The 18,208-nt window shown below is 60.0% G+C and carries 16 protein-coding genes and 2 pseudogenes; 11 read left to right on the top strand and 7 right to left on the bottom strand.

Features of this window, described 5'->3' with window-relative positions; translation table 11 throughout:
- The 6 genes from eefC (at position 1) to HMPREF1024_RS10960 (ending at position 6,548) form a co-directional block, all read left to right on the top strand.
- Positions 1-1,365 carry a multidrug efflux RND transporter outer membrane subunit EefC gene (gene eefC / locus HMPREF1024_RS10985; RefSeq protein WP_004188056.1) on the top strand — a complete coding sequence of 455 codons (1,365 nt, stop codon included), beginning with the start codon at positions 1-3 and terminating at the stop codon, positions 1,363-1,365.
- A 45-nt stretch (positions 1,366-1,410) separates the two neighbouring features.
- Complete coding sequence (locus tag HMPREF1024_RS10980; RefSeq protein ID WP_002923107.1) at positions 1,411-2,574, top strand: multidrug effflux MFS transporter; 1,164 nt, start codon at positions 1,411-1,413, stop codon at positions 2,572-2,574.
- Positions 2,575-2,736: 162 nt separating this feature from the next.
- Positions 2,737-3,639, top strand: coding sequence for an N-acetylmuramic acid 6-phosphate etherase (murQ, locus tag HMPREF1024_RS10975; protein WP_002923109.1), 903 nt, complete (start codon positions 2,737-2,739; stop codon positions 3,637-3,639).
- A 24-nt stretch (positions 3,640-3,663) separates the two neighbouring features.
- Complete coding sequence (gene murP, locus HMPREF1024_RS10970) at positions 3,664-5,097, top strand: PTS N-acetylmuramic acid transporter subunit IIBC (protein WP_004150245.1); 1,434 nt, start codon at positions 3,664-3,666, stop codon at positions 5,095-5,097.
- Between the two features lie 151 nt (positions 5,098-5,248).
- Entirely contained in the window at positions 5,249-6,151 is a 903-nt protein-coding gene (locus HMPREF1024_RS10965; protein WP_002923118.1) for a DMT family transporter, read from the top strand.
- A 106-nt stretch (positions 6,152-6,257) separates the two neighbouring features.
- Complete coding sequence (locus HMPREF1024_RS10960) at positions 6,258-6,548, top strand: YicS family protein (RefSeq protein WP_009308818.1); 291 nt, start codon at positions 6,258-6,260, stop codon at positions 6,546-6,548.
- A gap of 3 nt (positions 6,549-6,551) precedes the next feature.
- Here HMPREF1024_RS10960 and HMPREF1024_RS10955 read toward each other — a convergent pair whose 3' ends face one another.
- The 4 genes and pseudogenes from HMPREF1024_RS10955 to galB all read right to left on the bottom strand — a co-directional run bounded on the left by HMPREF1024_RS10955 (position 6,552) and on the right by galB (position 9,955).
- Complete coding sequence (locus HMPREF1024_RS10955; RefSeq protein WP_009308819.1) at positions 6,552-7,415, bottom strand: NAD(P)-dependent oxidoreductase; 864 nt, start codon at positions 7,413-7,415, stop codon at positions 6,552-6,554.
- Between the two features lie 2 nt (positions 7,416-7,417).
- A pseudogene (locus HMPREF1024_RS0126695) lies at positions 7,418-8,504 on the bottom strand (4-oxalomesaconate tautomerase).
- Positions 8,505-9,218: a 4-carboxy-4-hydroxy-2-oxoadipate aldolase/oxaloacetate decarboxylase gene (locus HMPREF1024_RS10950; protein WP_004145036.1), complete on the bottom strand. Its 714-nt coding sequence runs from the start codon at positions 9,216-9,218 to the stop codon at positions 8,505-8,507. It abuts the pseudogene before it with no gap.
- Positions 9,215-9,955: a 4-oxalmesaconate hydratase gene (gene galB, locus HMPREF1024_RS10945; RefSeq protein ID WP_009308822.1), complete on the bottom strand. Its 741-nt coding sequence runs from the start codon at positions 9,953-9,955 to the stop codon at positions 9,215-9,217. The genes HMPREF1024_RS10950 and galB overlap by 4 nt, the downstream gene beginning before the upstream one ends.
- A 127-nt stretch (positions 9,956-10,082) precedes the next feature.
- On the opposite strand from galB, the gene HMPREF1024_RS10940 reads away from it, so the two are divergent.
- Complete coding sequence (locus HMPREF1024_RS10940) at positions 10,083-11,309, top strand: LysR family transcriptional regulator (RefSeq protein ID WP_002923147.1); 1,227 nt, start codon at positions 10,083-10,085, stop codon at positions 11,307-11,309.
- Here HMPREF1024_RS10940 and HMPREF1024_RS10935 read toward each other — a convergent pair.
- The 3 genes from HMPREF1024_RS10935 to HMPREF1024_RS10925 form a co-directional block, all read right to left on the bottom strand.
- The gene (locus HMPREF1024_RS10935) at positions 11,306-12,568 is read right to left on the bottom strand and encodes a gallate dioxygenase (RefSeq protein WP_009308823.1); all 1,263 of its coding nucleotides are present in this window, start codon (positions 12,566-12,568) and stop codon (positions 11,306-11,308) included. The genes HMPREF1024_RS10940 and HMPREF1024_RS10935 overlap by 4 nt on opposite strands.
- Positions 12,569-12,581: 13 nt before the next feature.
- Complete coding sequence (locus HMPREF1024_RS10930) at positions 12,582-13,952, bottom strand: aromatic acid/H+ symport family MFS transporter (protein ID WP_002923153.1); 1,371 nt, start codon at positions 13,950-13,952, stop codon at positions 12,582-12,584.
- Positions 13,953-14,163: 211 nt separating this feature from the next.
- Positions 14,164-15,105 (bottom strand): LacI family DNA-binding transcriptional regulator, encoded by a 942-nt coding sequence (locus HMPREF1024_RS10925; protein WP_020324162.1) that lies wholly within the window; start codon positions 15,103-15,105, stop codon positions 14,164-14,166.
- Positions 15,106-15,398: 293 nt separating this feature from the next.
- Between HMPREF1024_RS10925 and HMPREF1024_RS10920 the strand changes: the two genes are divergently transcribed.
- From HMPREF1024_RS10920 to HMPREF1024_RS10905, 4 genes and pseudogenes are all read left to right on the top strand, one after another.
- Positions 15,399-15,713, top strand: coding sequence for a PTS sugar transporter subunit IIB (locus HMPREF1024_RS10920; RefSeq protein ID WP_004145041.1), 315 nt, complete (start codon positions 15,399-15,401; stop codon positions 15,711-15,713).
- 11 nt (positions 15,714-15,724) lie between these two features.
- Positions 15,725-17,047, top strand: coding sequence for a PTS cellobiose transporter subunit IIC (locus tag HMPREF1024_RS10915; RefSeq protein WP_002923156.1), 1,323 nt, complete (start codon positions 15,725-15,727; stop codon positions 17,045-17,047).
- 97 nt (positions 17,048-17,144) lie between these two features.
- A complete protein-coding gene (locus tag HMPREF1024_RS10910) occupies positions 17,145-17,447 on the top strand; it encodes a PTS lactose/cellobiose transporter subunit IIA (protein WP_002923158.1) in 303 nt (100 codons plus the stop codon).
- 144 nt (positions 17,448-17,591) lie between these two features.
- A pseudogene (locus tag HMPREF1024_RS10905) lies at positions 17,592-18,208 on the top strand (carbohydrate porin); the annotation flags it as partial.

Raw genomic sequence — 18,208 nt, forward strand, 5'->3', positions numbered from 1 at the left:
ATGTTTCGTTTGAGTTTTATGTTTATCGTGCTCCTGACCGCGGGCTGCGTCTCGCTTGACCCGCATTATGATCGCCCGGCCGCGCCGGTGCCGGCCACCCTGCCCGGGGCGCACGGCGAATCGACGGCGGTGGTCGGCGACTGGCAGAAAGTGGTCAATGACGCGCGGCTGAAAAAAGTGGTCAGCATCGCGCTGAACAGCAACCGCGATGTGCAAAAGGCGCTGGCCGATATCGAGGCCGCGCGCGCCCAGTATGGCGAAACGCGGGCATCGCTGTTTCCCACCGTTGATGCCGAACTGAGCCACACCCGCAGCAAAACGGTGGCCAGTGGCCTGAGCTCCGCTTCACAGGCCGACGGCGCGGTCTCCAGCTTCGAACTGGACTTGTTCGGCAAGAACCAGAGCCTGTCGCGCGCGGCGCGCGAAACCTGGCTTGCCAGCGAATTCACCGCGCAGAATACCCGGCTGACGATGATTGCCGATTTGACCACCGCCTGGGTGACGCTGGCGACGGATAACAGCAATCTGGCGCTGGCGCAGCAGACCATGGACAGCGCGGCAAACTCGCGCAACATCGTCGCCCGCCAGATGGCGGTTGGCACCGCCTCCGCGGGTGATTTAAGCTCGGCGGAAAGCGTCTATCAGCAGGCGCGCGCCAGCGTCGCCAGCTATCGCACGCTGGTGGCGCAGGATAAAAACGCCATTAACCTGCTGGCGGGGGAAACCGTGCCGGAGAGCCTGCTGCCCGGCACTCTCGAGAGTCTCGGGGATAACAGCATCGCGCTGGTGCCGGCGGGCGTGTCGTCGTCGGTGCTGCTGCGTCGGCCGGACATTCAGGAAGCGGAGCACAATCTGAAGAGCGCCAATGCCGATATCGGCGCGGCGCGGGCGAACTTCTTCCCGTCGATTTCCCTGACCGCCAGCGCCGGGGTCGGCAGCGACTCGCTGTCGTCGCTATTCAGCCACGGGATGCAGGTGTGGTCGTTCGCCCCCTCCATCAGCCTGCCGCTGTTCACCGGCGGCAGCAACCTGGCGCAGCTGCGCTATGCGGAAGCGGAGAAAAAGGGGCTGATCGCCACCTACGAGAAATCGATTCAGAGCGCGTTTAAGGACGTTGCCGATGCGCTGGCGCGCCGGGAAACGCTGAGCGAAGAGCTTGATGCTCAGCGGCAGTATGTCGCCGCCGAGCAGACATCGCTGGATATCGCGATGAAGAGCTATCAGGCCGGGGTCGGCGATTATCTGTCGGTGCTCACCGCTCAGCGCACGCTGTGGTCGGCGAAAACGACGCTGCTGTCCCTGCAGCAGACCGACCTCAATAACCGGATCACCCTCTGGCAGTCGCTGGGCGGCGGCGCCAGTTAAACTTACCCGCCGGGCGACCGAGCCCGGCCTCTACAAGGAATCGTTATGGCACGTGTTTCCCTCTCCTGGGCGCTGATCCTCGGCCTGCTGTCGGGTATCGGCCCGCTGTGCACGGATTTTTATCTACCGGCGCTGCCGGAGATCACTCAGCAGCTGCAGGCCACCAGCACCCAGACCCAGCTGTCGTTGACCGCCGCGCTGATTGGTCTCGGCCTGGGTCAGCTGTTTTTCGGCCCGCTGAGCGACCGCATTGGCCGCCTGAAACCGCTGGCGCTGTCGCTGCTGCTGTTTATCTTCTCTTCGGCGATGTGCGCCCTGACCCGCGATATCAACATGCTGATTGTCTGGCGCTTTTTACAAGGCTTTGCCGGCGCCGGCGGCTCGGTGCTGTCGCGATCCATCGCCCGCGATAAATACCAGGGCACCCTGCTGACCCAGTTTTTCGCCCTGCTGATGACCGTGAACGGCATTGCGCCGGTGCTGTCCCCGGTGCTGGGCGGCTACGTTATCACCGCCTTCGACTGGCGAATTCTCTTCTGGACGATGGCCGCCATTGGCGGCGTGCTGCTGGTGATGAGCCTGGCGATCCTGCGGGAAACGCGCCCGGCCACAGCGGCGCATGCCAGCCGCCAACGGCCCGGCCAGCCGGTGCTGAAAAATCGCCGCTTTCTGCGCTTCTGCCTGATCCAGGCCTTTATGATGGCCGGGCTGTTCTCCTACATCGGCTCTTCTTCCTTCGTGATGCAGAGCGAATACGGCATGAGCGCCATGCAGTTCAGTCTGCTGTTCGGTCTGAACGGTATCGGGCTGATCATCGCCGCGATGATCTTTTCCCGTCTGGCGCGCCGCTTTAGCGCCGAAAGCCTGCTGCGAGGCGGCCTGACGCTGGCCGTGAGCTGTGCGGCGATCATGCTGCTGTTTGCCTGGCTGCATCTGCCGGTGCTGGCGCTGGTCGGCCTGTTCTTTACCGTGTCGCTGATGAGCGGCATCAGCACCGTCGCCGGCGCGGAGGCGATGAGCGCCGTCGACGCCGCGCAGTCCGGGACCGCGTCCGCGCTGATGGGCACCCTGATGTTTGTCTTCGGCGGCATCGCCGCGCCGCTGGCGGGTCTCGGCGGCGAAACAATGCTGAAAATGAGCCTCGCGATGGCCATCTGCTACCTGCTGGCGCTGCTGCTGGGCCTCAGCAAACCGCGCGACGCACGCTAATCTCCTGCTGCGGTAATAAAATATTCCAGATTTATTACCGCACTATTTCCCGCCATATCTACCATTCTCGTATTATTCTCCACGTACTAATCGTGATACTCTTCACAGGCAAGGAATAAATAATTCCTTATACTGCGCGCCACTGAGAATAACGAGGTTTCTATGAGTATCGACCTGAGCAAACTGCTGACCGAGCGACGTAACGCCAACAGCGCCAACATTGACACCCTCTCCACCCTCGAGATGCTGACGGTGATAAACCAGGAAGACCAGCAGGTAGCCCAGGCGATAACGCCCTATCTGCCGCAGATTGCCGAGGTGGTGGATAAGGTCGCGGCGGCGCTGCAGGCCGGTGGCCGCTTGATTTACATTGGCGCGGGTACCTCAGGGCGTCTGGGGATCCTCGATGCCAGTGAATGCCCACCGACCTTCGGCACCCGCCCGGAGCAGGTGGTGGGGATCATCGCCGGCGGACATAAAGCGATTCTCAGCGCCGTGGAAAACGTGGAAGACAACAAAGCGCAGGGGGCGATGGATCTGCAGAACCTGAACTTCAGCAACCGCGATGTGCTGGTGGGGCTGGCGGCCAGCGGACGCACGCCGTACGTCATTGGCGCCATGGAATACGCCCATAGTCAGAATGCCTTTGTCGCCATCGTCAGCTGTAACCCGCATGGCGAAATGGCCCAGCTGGCGGACGTGGCGATCACCCCGGTGGTCGGCCCGGAAGTGGTCACTGGCTCTACCCGCCTGAAAGCCGGCACCGCGCAGAAGCTGGTGCTGAACATGATCTCCACCGGGGCGATGATCCGCGTCGGCAAGGTGTACAGCAACCTGATGGTCGACGTCGAAGCGACCAACGCCAAGCTGATTGAGCGCCAGGTCTCTATCGTGATGGAGGCCACCGACTGCGATCGCGCCACCGCCCAGAAGGCGCTGGAGGCCTGCGGCCGCCACTGTAAAACGGCGATCGTGATGGTGCTGGCGGACTTAAGCGCCGCAGAGGCGCAGTCGCTGCTGGCGAAAAACAACGGCTATATCCGCAAGGCGCTCAGCAACACCTGAGCGCCGACAGACAGGTAACGGGCAATGGCAAAAATAACGAAAGAGATGATAGCGCGGATCCTCGCCCACGTGGGCGGCGCCGCAAACGTCGCGCAGGCGGGCAACTGCATGACGCGCCTGCGCTTGACCCTGCGCGATGAAAGTCTGGCCGACAGCGCCGCCATCCGCCAGATTGACGGCGTGATGGGGGTGATCGTCAGCGACGAGCAGTTCCAGGTGGTGCTCGGCCCCGGCAAGGCGCAAACCGCCGCCGAAATGATGAACGGCCTGCTGGAGGCAGCGCCCGCCGCCGCGCCGACGCTGGCCGACGTCGCGGCGGAGAAAAAGCAGGCGCTGAAGGGCAGGCAGACCAGCGCGGTGCAGAAGTTTCTCGCCAAATTCGCCACTATCTTTACGCCGCTGATCCCCGGCTTTATCGCCGTCGGGCTGCTGCTGGGCTTCGCCACCCTGGCGGAACAGGTTTTCGTGCTGGAGAACGCCCATCCGAACGCCAGCCTGGTGGCGCTGATTGGCTATATGAAGGTCTTCAGCAAAGGGATGTTCACCTTTCTGAGTATCCTGATTGGCTATAACGCGCAGAAGGCGTTCGGCGGCTCCGGCGTGAACGGCGCGATTATCGCCTCGCTGTTCGTGCTGGGCTACAACCCGGAGGCAACCAGCGGCTTCTACGCCGGCATTTCCACCTTCTTCGGCCATGGCATCGATCCGCGCGGCAATATCATCGGCGTACTGATCGCCGCTATCCTTGGCGCGTGGGTTGAACGCCAGGTGCGGCGGGTGATGCCGGCCAACCTCGATATGATCCTCACTTCGGCGGTGACGCTGCTGATCATGGGCGCGGTGACCTTTACGGTGATCATGCCGATTGGCGGCTGGTTGTTTACCGGCATGTCGTGGCTGTTCCTGCATCTTAACGGCAACCCGTTTGGCTCGGCGGTGCTGGCCGGCCTGTTCCTGCTGGCGGTGATGTTCGGCGTCCATCAGGGGTTTGTCCCGGTCTATTTTGCGCTGGTGGACGCCCAGGGCTTTAACTCGCTGTTCCCGATCCTGGCGATGGCCGGGGCCGGGCAGGTGGGGGCGGCGCTGGCGCTGTTCTGGCGGGCGAAGCGCGATTCGCTGCTGCGAACCCAGATTAAAGGGGCGATTATTCCGGGCTTCCTCGGGATTGGCGAGCCGCTGATCTACGGCGTCACCCTGCCGCGGATGAAGCCGTTTGTCACCGCCTGCCTCGGCGGCGCCTGCGGCGGGTTCTTCGTCGGACTGATCGCCTGGCTGGGGCTGCCGGTCGGCCTGAACACGGTGTTCGGTCCGTCCGGTCTGGTGGCGCTGCCGCTGATGACCTCCGGCAGCGGAATTTACGCGGGGATGGCGGTCTACGCCGGCGGGCTGGCGGTCTCCTACCTGTGCGGTTTTGTCCTCACCTGGCTGTTCGGCAGTAAAAATGTCGATTTAAGCTAGAACGCGACTATCGGTTAATGCCCGGCGGCGGCTTCGCCTTACCGGGCCTGCAAAATAGTTACGCCGCCGCGCCCGACTACCATTTCCTGCCCCGCCGCCCGGGCGCGCGCATGCTATGATTCCCCTTTGTCATATTTCGCTTGAGGAAAAGATGGGCTCCAGCAAAAAAGGGATGCTGAACGTACTGATTGCCGCCGTGCTGTGGGGCAGTTCCGGGGTGTGTGCGCAATTTATTATGCAGGAAAGCCAGATGTCGTCGCCGTTTCTGACCATGACGCGTCTGCTGTTCGCCGGGCTGATCCTGCTGATGCTCGGCTTTGTTCACGGCGACCGCATTTTCCGCGTGCTGCAAAACCGCCGCGACGCCCTAAGCCTGCTGTTTTTCTCGCTGTTTGGCGCGCTAACCGTGCAGTTCACCTTTCTGATGACCATTGAAAAGTCCAATGCCGCCACGGCCACGGTGCTGCAGTTTCTGTCGCCGACGATCATCGTCGCCTGGTTCGCCCTCGCCCGCAAAGCGCGTCCCACACCGCTGGTGCTGGGGGCTATCTGCACCTCGCTGGCGGGCACCTTTCTGCTGGTGACCCACGGCAACCCAACGACGCTGTCGATTTCGCCGGCGGCGCTGTTCTGGGGGATCGCCTCGGCGTTTGCCGCCGCGTTTTATACCACCTATCCTTCAACGCTGATTGCCCGCTACGGGACGCTGCCCATCGTCGGCTGGAGCATGCTGTTCGGCGGCGCGATGCTATTGCCGTTTTACGGCGGCCAGGGCACCGATTTTGTGGTGAACGGTAGCCTGCTGTTAGCCTTTTTCTACCTGGTGGTGATCGGTACTTCGTTGACCTTCAGCCTTTATCTTAACGGCGCGCAGAAAATTGGCGGCGCGAAGGCCGGGATCCTCAGCTGCGCCGAACCGCTGAGCAGCGCCCTGCTGTCGCTCCTGCTGCTGGGGATCACCTTCACGCTGCCGGACTGGCTGGGCACTCTGCTGATCCTCGCGTCGGTGGTGCTGATCGCCATCGACTCGCGGCGGCGGGTGAGAGCCGCCTGAGCAGGCGAGAAAAAGCGCATTTTCAATAAGTTAAACTGACCACTATTTGCGTGTTTTCCCGCCTGCGCATATAGTTGACGGAAGCGATTACGGAAGGAGAAGCCTGATGAAAGCATGTTGGATGGTATGCCTGGTCACCGCCCTGAGCGCCACGTCGGCGTGGGCCGAATCACCGCTGCAAAGCCTGCAGTTCGAGCAGCAAAAACAGCAGGTGCTCAATGCGGTGAAGGAAAAATGCGCGCCAGCAAGCCACCTCAGCGACAACGATTTTGCCAATAAAGTGCTGGCGACCGACGGTAACAAGAACGCGGTCCGCGAAGCAACGTTGGCGAAGGAGCGCAATAACCAGAAAAGCTACCAGGCCGCAATCGACAAAATCGTCTGTCCGGCCAAATAGCGGTTATTTCAGCCTCGCGACCAGCGTTTTCCAGTCAAACGGCATAAGCTGCCTGTAGCTCAGGCTACGGGCGGCCATCTGCTCCGGCAGCTGGCGCTGGCTTTTCGCGATCGCCTCGCTCATTATCCCGACGCTCCCCACGTCACACAGGGTTTTCACCACCTCCTCCATCTCTTCGCTGCGCCGAATGCCATGTTCCGCCACCCGGCTGATCAGATAGTCGGGGAACGCGCCTGTCCAGCCCAGAGAGGGGAAACTATGATGCAAGGAGCTAAGCACCTCCTCCTCAACGCCGTATTCACGAGCCGCGAACAGGCATTCTGTGGTGAGCGCTTCAAGACCTTTGATCATCACGCTACGGCACATTTTTATCGCCGACACCTGGCCCACCGTACTGGCGCCATAGCGGGCATTCAGCCCCAGCCCCTGCAGACGCGGCGCGATCGCCTCCGCCTGCGGCCCGCCGATCAATAACGGTGTCTGCAATCGGGCCGGCGGTACCGGCGCCATCACCGCGACATCGATGTAGGCGCCCGGCAGAAAATGTTCAGCCGCCTGCCGTTTCGTCTCCGGCGCCACGGAGTTGAGATCGAGGAAATATTGTCCCGGCTGCAGCAGCGCGGCCGCCTGCTGCGCCACCTTTAGCGCCTCACCGGCGGTCACAGTAGAAAAAACCAGCGTGGCCCCCTCCAGCGCCTGCGCCAGCGAATTTCCCACCTGAACGCGCGAATCACGGGCTTTTTTGCCCATCGCCTCTCGCTCCGGGCCATTGAGCTTGCAATCCCAAATGGTCACCGCATGCTCACGGGCCAGATCCGCCGCCAGAATGCCACCCGCCTCGCCAAAACCAATAAACGCGATTGTCATCATCACTCCTCACGCGGCCAGACGCGGGCCGGAATAAAAACCTCACCAGCAAACAGCAGTCGCGCCGTGCGTAACAGGCCGCAGCCAGCCAGGGCGCCGTCAGCATCAAGCTGAAGCGTCACGCTAAATTCGCCTGTCGGATGCTCGACGCTGAGCAGCGGCGTATCGCCTGGCGCTACCTGCGCCATGCCCTGCGCGACAGAGCCGGGGAGCAGACAAGCGCTGGCCACGCTCACCGCGCCAAATACGCCGATCGACGCGTGGCAGCGGTGGGGGATAAAGGTGCGGCTGCTGATGGCGCCGCCGTGTCGCGGCTCGGCGATCAGGGTCATCTTGGGCACCGTGCGCTGGCTGACGTCGCCAAGCTGCATCAGCGGCCCGGCCTGCAGGCGAATCGACTCCAGGCGACGTTTAAGCGCGTCGTCATTATCCAGCTGTTCGCGCGTCTCATAGCCGGTGCAACCGAGGTCGCACGCGCGCAGCAGGATCACCGGCATTCCGTTATCGATGCAGGTCACCTCGACGCCGTCAAAACGGTCACGAACCCGGCCGGTCGGCAGCAGCGCCCCGCAGCTGGAGCCGGCGACATCAAGAAAATGGAGCAGGATCGGGCTGGCGCTGCCCGGCACGCCATCGATACGGCTCTCGCCGACGTAGTTGACCCCGTCGGCGTCACAGGGGATCTCTGCCACCGCCAGTTGCCCCGTGTTCTCCATAAAAATACGCACCCGAGTGAGCGGCGCATCGTGGCGAACCAGACCGCGCTCGATGGCGAAAAGGGCCAACGGCGGCAAGAATATTGCCGCAGTTTTGGCCATAATCCACGGTAGCCGCCGCCACGTTCACCTGGGCAAATAGATAGTCCACATCGGCGTCAGGTCGTGCGGAGCGGCGGATAATCGCCACTTTGCTGGTCAGCGGATCGGCGCCGCCGATCCCGTCAATTTGCCGGGGATCAGGCGAGCCCATCACCGCCAGCAGCACCGCATCACGTCGCACCGGATCGGCAGGCAGATCGTCGGCCAGAAAACAGGCCGCTTTAGAGGTGCCGCCGCGCATCCATAGACAGGGGATTCCGCGTTGCGCCATTTATTCCTCCACCTCGTCTGCGCGGTCGTAATACCGCAGGCCCTTTTCCGCCAGACGCGGACGCATAGCGTAAATATCCAGCCCCAACTCGCCATTGCGCATCCGCTCACGTTTCGCAAGCTCATTGCTCATGCGGGCTTCCGCTTTATGGAGCACATCACGGACCCGGGCGTGAGGCAGCACCACGACGCCATCGTCGTCGGCCACTACGACATCGCCCGGCTGTACAAGCTGACCTGCGCATATCACCGGGACGTTAACCGAACCGAGGCTCTCTTTCACCGTCCCCTGGGCATAAACCTGACGGGACCAGACGGCGAATCCCATTTCCCGCAACGTTTGCGAATCACGAATGCCGATATCGCCCACCAGCCCGACCACGCCGCGCGATTGGAGAGACGTCGCCAGTAGATCGCCGAAGAAGCCATCGCCGCACGGCGAGGTCGGGGCCACCACCAGAATATCGCCGGCGCGGCACTGCTCGACCGCCACATGAAACATCCAGTTGTCGCCAGGCGTCACCAGCACGGTTACCGCGTTGCCCGCCCGGCTGACGCCCTGCTGAATCGGACGGATTGCCGGCCCCATCAGCCCCTGACGATCCCAGGCTTCATGGAGCGTCGCCACCCCGGCCGCCTCACAGCGGCGCAAAACCGCCTCGTCATGGCGCGGCAGGTGGCGGATCACAAGGCCTTTTTTATTTAACAGGTTCATGCCAGGTTCTCCGTTACGCGGGGGAAGATGCTCTGGAAGGCTTCGCCGTGAACGATATCGCGCGCGGCCGTGATGCCGATATTGCGCTTGGCCTGCACCCCGCGCTGCAGCGCCACGCGGGTGTAGTATTCCCACAGATGCTCCTGACCCTGCATGCACTGAATGGCCTGATACTTTTTCTCCCAGACGGCGGTGATGTCCAGCAACACATCGGGTTTCCAGTTGCACTGCTCCGGCTGGTGCGGTTCGAAACAGTAAACCGGGGGAGCAGCGACAGTTTTCTCGCCAGGGCGATAGCCTTCTGCCTGGGCGATAATCCGTGCTTCCTGCGCCAGATGGGAGGCCAGCGGATGATCGTAGTTATAGGGATCGTGCAGGGAGTGCGTCAGGACAAAGTGGGGCTGGATACGGCGATACACATCCGCCAGACGAAATAGCGTCTCTTTATCGGCGCGCAGCGGATAGTCACCGATATCAAAGAATTCGACGCTGGCGCCCAGGATCGCGGCGGCGGCCTGCGCCTCTTCGCGACGCACCTGCTTCACCGCCTCCTCGGTCATGTTGCCTTTACGCCACAGTTTGGCGGACTCGCCGCGCTCGCCAAAGGATAAACAGACCACATGGACCTGATAGCCCTGCAGGGCATGCAGCGCTATCGCACCGCCCGCGCGCCAGACGAAATCGGCCGAGTGGGCGCTGACGACAAGGGCACTTTTTTCGCTAACCGGATGAGACATGATGGCTTCCTCTGTTGTTTTTTTCAGCTTGTCATGTCCCGTCGTGGGGAGGTAATTCGTTAACTTGCGAAGGCTATGATTTTTATTTATGTTGTCGTCTCACTCACTTTTTCAGGCCTGACGAACAATGCTAAAGAGAAAGCACGATAAAATTATAAATATCATGCAGCTGCGCTTTTTCTGTCAGGTCGCGCTGCGCGGTAGCGTCTCACGCGCGGCCGATGACTTATTCCGCACGCAGTCAGCGATAACCCGGGCTATTCGCGATCTTGAAGCCGCGTTGAACGTCACGCTGTTCGAACGCCATTACAGCGGCATGGTGCCCACCGAGTATGGCAAGTGCATCCTGCCGCGCGCCCGGCGGGCGATTGACGACCTGCAGGCCATCCCGGCGCTGCTGCAGAAGCACCATACCCGCAGCAGCGGCCCGCTGGCGGACGCCGGCTGGCTGTTCAATACCCGCCGCTTAGCCATTTTTATTCAGCTCTATCACGTCAACCATACCCAAACCGTCGCGCAACAGTTGGGGATCACTCAGCCGGCGGTCAGTGCCGCGCTGAAGGTCCTGGAAAAAGGAGCGGATTCGGCGCTATTTCGCCGGACGCCAGAGGGGGTGCGTCCCACGCCTGCCGCAGAGCTACTCTATCCCCCGGTGAGCAGAGCGCTCAACGAGCTGGAAAACATCTGGAGCGATCTCGCTGCCCGTCGCGGGGTGCTGGAGGGCACCGTGCGCATTGGCGCCCTGCCGCTGAGCCGGACCCGGCTACTGCCCTCCGCCATCGCCGCCTTTCTGGCCCAGCACCCGGGCATCACCCTCATGACCAATGAAAGCCCGTATGAGTCGCTGGTCGCCGATATGCGGGCAGGTAATATTGATTTTATTATCGGCGCCCTGCGCCAGGATGAAGATCTCCCGGACCTCTGTAGCGAAGCGTTATTCGAAGAGGATATGTTGATTTTACTGCGTAATAACCACCCGCTGCTGCGCCATCCGGACCCGCGCAGCCAGCTGGCGACAGCGCAATGGGTGCTGCCGCGCGCCAACGCGCCGGCGCGCAATTTGCTGGATAAGGCGTTTGTCACCCTGGGGCTGCCGCTGCCCCAGCCGACGGTAGAGACCGGGGATGCGGCGATGGTGCGAGGATTACTGCAGGGCTCCGACATGCTGGCGGCGGTCTCCGCCAGCCAGATGCGTTTTGAAACTGACAATGGGCTGCTCAGCGTGTTGCCGGTTCCCCTGCCCGATACCACCCGGCGTATCGGGCTGACGTTTCGCGCCGGCAGCCTGCCCTCCCCGGCGACGCAGGCGCTGTTGCGTTTTATTTATCAGCAGGTTCAGGACGGGGCCGTTTAACGTTTACCCGCCACCGAATAGGTTACCTGCTGGTTGCGCGTTTGCTGAAACGCCTCCAGCGTCTGCCCGCGCATCGCGGCGTAAATATGCAGGTTGGATACGCCGACCACCGCGCCCATTTTCTCCAGCAGGAAGAAGCTGGCGCCATACTGAATTAATCCCCGCCAGTCGCGCGCGTTGAGCAACTGCTGTTCCTCCTCACTCAGTCCGGCTTCGGCATAAAGCGACTGAGGCGACTGCAGAAAACGTTCGCGCCAGGCAGGCTCAATCAGCCGATGCAGGAAACGGTTAAGCCGCAAGCCATTCAGGCTGCGCTCGTGGGTAAAAGGATAGGTTCCCGGCAGTTTCTCCACCCCGGCCAGCTGCTGCGCCATATGCTGGCGATGGCGCGTCAGGGTATCGACGGGGGGCAGGCGCGCATTGTTCTCAAGGATCAGCGTGGCGATACCGGTCATCGACGGCAGGTAATAGTCGCGCCAGGTTTCGGTGACATTGGCTGATAGCGCGCCGCGCATCACCAGCCACATGATCACTTCGGACCCCTCCATCCCCCCCAGCTCGGCATATTCGCCAAGGGTCATTTCGGTAAGCTTTTCCGGGTCATTAACCAGCATATCAACAAACTGGGCATCCCAGTCGGGATTATTAAATCCGCAGCGCTCGCCATGAACCTGATGCGAGAGCCCGCCGGTCGCGACAATCGCCACATTGATATCTTCCGGGAAGCTTTCAATCGCCCGGCGCAGCGCCTGGCCGAGTTTGTAACAACGGCGCGCGCTTGATACCGGAAATTGCAGCACGCCGATCTGTAACGGGATCACCGCCGTCGGCCACCCCTGCGCTTCATCCCAGGGCAACAGCGCCGAAAGCGGCGAGAAAAGGCCGTGGTCGAGCTTTTTATCCATAAAGAACGACATATCAAACTCGTCGGCCATCAGGCTGGCGCCAATGTGCCTTGAGAGCGCCGCGTTGCCCTGGACCGGCGGCAGGCAGCGCGGTCCGCCGCCCTCATCGGCAACGTCATATTGACTGTCGATTCCCAGCGTAAAAGTCGAATAGTGATCGAAGAAAAAGGCGGTCACATGGTCATTAAAGATGTACACCAGCGCATCCGGTTTTTTCTCCTCCAGCCAGCGCTGCAGCGGTTCGAAGCTCTGGAAGATCGGCGCCCACGCCGGGTCCTGCTGTTTATGATGATCGACCGCGAAGCCGATAGTCGGGGTATGAGAGACGGCGATACCGCCGAGAATGTTAGCCATCAGATAACTCCACTTATCGGTGTTCGAGGGGGGATGACAAAGCGTCAAGTTCTGCCTCTGTGAGTCGAGGCTTAGCGTGATTCATACGGTGCAACAAAATACAGATCCCCGCCAGGCAGGCCGGCAGCGCAAGCACCAAAAAGATCGACGAGTGTCCTGGCACGGCCAGCATCAGCATCCCGCCCAGCGTGGAGCTGAGGATAGCCCCGGTACGGCCGATACCATGCATCCAGCTGACTCCGGTAGCGCGGATCTCGGTTTGATAATAGGCTGGCGAATAGGCCTGCAGACCGTTCTGCGCGCCGTTAATGCACATCCCGCTGATAAAAATCAGCACCGACAGCGCCGCCGAACCGAAATCCATCACCCCCTGGGACAACAGGCACAGACAGCCGAGGAAATAGGTTGCCGCAATCACGGCTTTCGCCGAAGCGCGATCCATCAGCATACCGACAAGGATCCCGCCCAGCGGGCCGCCGAGCTGGAACAAGCCGGTCATCATCGCCGCCTGCTGCAGCGACAGCCCGCCGGAGCGGAGAATGGTTGGCAGCCAGCCGTTCAGCAGGTAAATCACGAACAGCCCCATAAAATAGGTTAACCACAGCGCTATCGTGCCGCGGGCATAGCCATGCCGGAACAGCTGCGCCACTTTGCTGCTCCGCGTGATGGGCGGCGCATTCAGCTGGAAAACGGTTTCAGCCGTAAACTGGCCCCCAAGCCGGTTAAGCGCCCTGGCAATCTGCTCGCCCGGTAGTCGGCGCGCCACCATGTTCATCGCCGACTCCGGCAACATCACGATCATAAAGGGGAGCACCACGAGCGGCAGCACGCCGCCAAAAACCAGCGCCGAGTGCCAGCTGTAATGCGATAACAAACCGGCGGCGATAAAGCCGCCGAGGCCGGAACCCACGTTAAAACCGCTGTACATCAGGGTGATCATCACCCCTTTACGCCGCTCCGGCATATATTCCGCCACCAGCGTGACGCAGTTGGGCATTACGGCGCCAAGGCCAAGGCCGGTGAGAAAACGCATCAGCGCCAGCTGCGTCGGGCTTTGCGCCACGGCGCCGGCCAGGCTGAACAGCGCAAACAGCGCCACCGACCAGAGTAAAATTCGCTTTCGGCCGTAGCGGTCAGAAAGCGGCCCCGCTACCAGGGCGCCAATGGCGACGCCGAACATGGCCGCCCCAAGAATCGGCCCCATTTCGGCCCGGCTGATACCCCAGTCTTCGATGAGCGCCGGGGCGACAAAGCCCATCACCGCGGCGTCATACCCATCCAGCATAATGATGATGAAACAGAGCAGCAGCACGTTCCATTGAAAGCGCGAGACCGGGCGGGTATCTATCCACGCTTTCACATCGACAACGTTCGTGTGATTCATAGGGTGACTTCCTCAAGCAGGCGGTACGAATGTTCTGGTTAGTGTTTTTTGAGTGGAACTTTCGTACTCAACTTAAGGCAGGTCACGCAGGCTGTCCGGTTCGAAAATCCGGCGTCAGATATGAGTTTTATTTATAATGTGAGGGATACGACAAAAACCAGCCAGCAAAAAACCCGCAGCCAACGGCGGCGGGTCAGGGCAAGAGCAGCGTTTAGTGCTTCGGAATAATTAAATCGCCGCGCAGCGGGCTGCCGCCCGGGTTGTCCGTTTTCTCGGTCAGCCAGTTGACGATCCGCGACGCCATCGCGTCCATGGAATATTCAATCGCCGGGATAGTCGGGATACCGGGCAGCTGTAACGATCCGGCGAGGCTAAACACCATGACATTTTGCGGAACGGCGCGGTTAAACGCCTGCAGCTGCGGCACCACGCGCTGCGCCTGCTGTTCATCGCTCACCAGCAGCGCGTTAAAGTTCAGCGTCGTGGCGTTATTGACCAGCTCCTGCACCGCCACCGACGGCGAGGTGTTATCCAGAAACACCAGGTTGCGATTAAACGGCAAAAAGTTTTTTTCCAGCGCGTGCTTGTAGCCCAGCAGCACCTGGTCGGCAAAGCCGCTGCTCTGCGGATGAATCAGCGCAATCTGCCGTCTCCCCTGGCTAATCAGATAGTGACAGGCGGTTTCGGCGGCGAAAGCATGATCGAACTGAATACTGTTGTCGCCTTCGCTATCGAGGCAGTCCACCAGCACCACGTCCGGGCGGTTAATATTCAGAGGAAAACGCGCGCCGATGATTAGCACGTTATCGCACAGCCCGCAGGTCAACTCCTCCAGAGAGTTCATCACGCCGTTGCTGGTGTTGGCGAAGCGCAGCAGCAGGTGTTTCTGGTGCTGGCTGAGCTGTTTTTCCAGGGCGTAGAGATAGCTGGTGGTTTGGTTGATGTTGTCCTGGGCGCAGATGACGCCGATGCAGCCGGTGGACTGGCTGAGCAACGACTGGGCTATCATGTTTGGCCGGTAATTGAGCGCTTCCGCCGCCTGCAGCACCGCCTGACGACTGGCTTCCTTCACGCCACGTGAGCCGCTCAACACTCGCGACACCGTGGCTTTGGAAACCCCGGCAAGTCGTGAAACATCATTGATTGTCGACATCATTTTCCCCTGCGCGGGCGCCGCGTCCCGCCAAAATCCTGTAAACCTGAATCGCTTCAATTGTGACCAGCGCAGTATATCCATTTCGCCATTTCTTTGGAAACCGATTTTCCATTTCAGCGCAAAACATCGCCAAATCGACAGAATAATGTGAGCGAAATCCAATAAATCCGCCCTATAAGCAGGAGATCTTGACCACTATCACAGTTCTGCTTTTTATAAATGGAAACCGGTTTCCGTCTGATATCAAATCACCCACGCAATAACTTTTTACATTTTGAGGATGGTCGTCGATGTACAAGATTATGCTGTGCTGCTCTGCCGGGATGTCCACCAGTCTGCTGGTCAGAAAGATGGTTGAGGCGGCGAATGAACGTGACCTGCCGGTGCAGATTGACGCCTATGGCGTTTCCGAATTTGACATGCAGTTTCCGCAGTATCAGGTGGTGTTGCTTGGCCCCCAGGTGAAATACATGTTGAAAACCCTGTCTGACAAAGCGGCTTCCCTGAACATTCCCGTTCAGCCCATCGATACGATGGACTACGGTATGCAGCGGGGAGACAACGTCCTGAATTATGCTCTGTCGCTGATCCCAGCGGCGCACTGAGAGGTGTTGAAATGAGTTCTCTGTATCAGTCCATGATTGCCGTGATCGAGCAATCTATTACTCCGCTGGCAGGACGCCTTGGGCAGCAGAAATACGTTATCGCTATCCGCGATGGCTTCACTGCCGCCTTGCCGTTTATGATCATCGGCTCTTTCATGCTGGTATTTATCTTTCCGCCGTTTTCACCCGATACCACCAACGGCTTTGCCCGCGGCTGGCTTGATTTCTCCCAGCACTACCGCGAACAGCTGATGCTGCCGTTTAACCTCAGCATGGGCGTGATGACCTTCTTTATCTCGGTCGGCATTGGCGCCAGCCTCGGTCGTCAGTTTCAGCTCGATCCGGTGATGTCCGGTCTGCTGGCGTTTATGGCTTTCCTGCTGGTCGCCGCACCCTACGCCGATGGCAAAATTTCCACTCAGTATCTGTCCGGTCAGGGCATTTTCACCGCGCTGATCACCGCCATCTACTCCACCCGCGTTTACGCGTGGCTGAAGCAAAACAACATTACGATTCGTCTGCCGAAAGAGGTCCCCACCGGCGTCGCCCGTTCGTTTGAAATCCTGATCCCGGTGCTGGTGGTTATTGCGACTCTGCATCCGCTGAATCTGTTTATCGAAGCGCAGACCGGGATGATCCTGCCGCAGGCGATCATGCATCTGCTGGAGCCGCTGGTTTCCGCCTCCGACTCGCTGCCGGCGATTTTGCTCTCTGTTCTGATGTGCCAGATTTTCTGGTTCGCCGGTATCCACGGCTCGCTGATTGTTACCGGCATTATGAACCCGTTCTGGATGGCCAACCTGTCGGCAAACCAGGCGGCGCTGGCGGCTGGCACGGTACTGCCGCACGTCTACCTGCAGGGCTTCTGGGATCACTATCTGCTGATTGGCGGCGTCGGTTCTACCCTGCCGCTGGCCTTCCTGCTGCTGCGTAGCCGGGCCACCCATCTGCGCACCATCGGCAAGATGGGCATCGTGCCGAGCTTCTTTAATATCAACGAGCCGATTCTGTTCGGGGCGCCGATCATCATGAACCCGATGATGTTTATCCCCTTCGTCTGCGTACCGATGGTCAACGCGGTGCTGGCTTACGGCGCGACGCGTCTTGGCTGGCTGAGCCAGGTGGTCTCGCTGACGCCGTGGACTACGCCGGCCCCAATTGGCGCGTCGTGGGCGGCTAACTGGACCCTGAGCCCGGTGGTGATGTGTCTCATCTGCATGGTGATGTCGGCGGTCATTTACCTGCCGTTCCTGCGCGCTTATGAACGTTCCTTAATGAAAACCGAAGTTGAGAAAGCCAAAAATAGCGTTCCGGTAGCAGAAACCGTTAGCTAATCCCTCTCCTTCCGGAGAGATAATAAGATGACAGCGTAATAATGCAGAAAATGGACTTTCACTGCATTATTAAATAATAAATACCTCAGGAATACACATGATTGAATTAGAAGATGCGGTAATGGAAATTATCGTTAATGCGGGACAGTCACGCTCATTATGTTTTGAAGCGCTGCATGCGGCCCGAACCGGAAATATCGACGAAGCGCGCTTACTCTTAAACGAGGCCGACGGCTACGCCCGCCGGGCGCATCAGATGCAAACCCAGCTCATCGGGCAGGATGCCGGTGAAGCGCGTCAGCCCATGACGCTGATTATGGTACATGCCCAGGATCATTTGATGAATTCGCTGCTGGCCCGCGAGTTCTCAGAAGAATTAATCCATCTGTACCAGCGTTAATTAATATGGAATAACGTTAGCGAGAATATTATTCTCCGGCGTCGCTGTACCCTAAAAAACAAATCAGCTTATTTTGGCTATTTATTCTAGCCAGAATGGGATGGTTATTATCTGAAATATATTAATTATTAAAGCGAGATAACCATGAATACTGTAAAAAAACTGCCTTTAGCCATGGCGGTGGTCGCCGCGCTGTGCCCAATTTCTGTCATGGCGCAAGAATTTACGCAGGAACAGATCGACGCCATCGTCGCCAAAGCCGTTGATAAAGCGCTGGCCGACCGCCAGGCGAAAATCGACGCCGCGGCCAACAAAAAGGTCGACGTGATCACCAACCCGCAGACCACCGCCGCCTCGCCGGATATGGCCATTCCGTTCGGCCTCAAGTTCAGCGGCTACGCCCGCTATGGCGCCCACTTCCAGACCGGCGACCAGAAATATGTCGGCGTCGACGGCTCCTATAACGGCGCCTCGGCGATCGGCCGTCTGGGCAACGAAAGCAACGGCGGCGAATTCCAGATCAGCAAGGCCTTCAAAAGCGCGCAGGGGGCTATCTGGGATCTCAACGTGATGTTCGACCACTGGAGCGACGAAGTTAACCTGAAGAAGGCCTACGTCGGGGTCACCAACGTGCTGGAATCCAACCCAACGCCTATATCTGGGCCGGCCGCGACTTCCACCAGCGTCCGCAACAGGGGATCAACGACTACTTCTGGATGAACCACGACGGCCAGGGCGCCGGGGTAAAGAACTTTGATATC

The sequence above is a fragment of the Klebsiella sp. 4_1_44FAA genome (assembly GCF_000238715.1).
In the GTDB taxonomy this organism is placed as follows: domain Bacteria; phylum Pseudomonadota; class Gammaproteobacteria; order Enterobacterales; family Enterobacteriaceae; genus Klebsiella; species Klebsiella pneumoniae.

Coding starts and splice junctions, on each gene's coding strand:
- eefC (WP_004188056.1), top strand. CDS start 1: ATGTTTCGTTTGAGTTTTATGTTTATCGTGCTCCTGACCGCGGGCTGC.
- HMPREF1024_RS10980 (WP_002923107.1), top strand. CDS start 1,411: ATGGCACGTGTTTCCCTCTCCTGGGCGCTGATCCTCGGCCTGCTGTCG.
- murQ (WP_002923109.1), top strand. CDS start 2,737: ATGAGTATCGACCTGAGCAAACTGCTGACCGAGCGACGTAACGCCAAC.
- murP (WP_004150245.1), top strand. CDS start 3,664: ATGGCAAAAATAACGAAAGAGATGATAGCGCGGATCCTCGCCCACGTG.
- HMPREF1024_RS10965 (WP_002923118.1), top strand. CDS start 5,249: ATGGGCTCCAGCAAAAAAGGGATGCTGAACGTACTGATTGCCGCCGTG.
- HMPREF1024_RS10960 (WP_009308818.1), top strand. CDS start 6,258: ATGAAAGCATGTTGGATGGTATGCCTGGTCACCGCCCTGAGCGCCACG.
- HMPREF1024_RS10955 (WP_009308819.1), bottom strand. CDS start 7,415: ATGACAATCGCGTTTATTGGTTTTGGCGAGGCGGGTGGCATTCTGGCG.
- HMPREF1024_RS10950 (WP_004145036.1), bottom strand. CDS start 9,218: ATGAACCTGTTAAATAAAAAAGGCCTTGTGATCCGCCACCTGCCGCGC.
- galB (WP_009308822.1), bottom strand. CDS start 9,955: ATGTCTCATCCGGTTAGCGAAAAAAGTGCCCTTGTCGTCAGCGCCCAC.
- HMPREF1024_RS10940 (WP_002923147.1), top strand. CDS start 10,083: ATGCTAAAGAGAAAGCACGATAAAATTATAAATATCATGCAGCTGCGC.
- HMPREF1024_RS10935 (WP_009308823.1), bottom strand. CDS start 12,568: ATGGCTAACATTCTCGGCGGTATCGCCGTCTCTCATACCCCGACTATC.
- HMPREF1024_RS10930 (WP_002923153.1), bottom strand. CDS start 13,952: ATGAATCACACGAACGTTGTCGATGTGAAAGCGTGGATAGATACCCGC.
- HMPREF1024_RS10925 (WP_020324162.1), bottom strand. CDS start 15,105: ATGTCGACAATCAATGATGTTTCACGACTTGCCGGGGTTTCCAAAGCC.
- HMPREF1024_RS10920 (WP_004145041.1), top strand. CDS start 15,399: ATGTACAAGATTATGCTGTGCTGCTCTGCCGGGATGTCCACCAGTCTG.
- HMPREF1024_RS10915 (WP_002923156.1), top strand. CDS start 15,725: ATGAGTTCTCTGTATCAGTCCATGATTGCCGTGATCGAGCAATCTATT.
- HMPREF1024_RS10910 (WP_002923158.1), top strand. CDS start 17,145: ATGATTGAATTAGAAGATGCGGTAATGGAAATTATCGTTAATGCGGGA.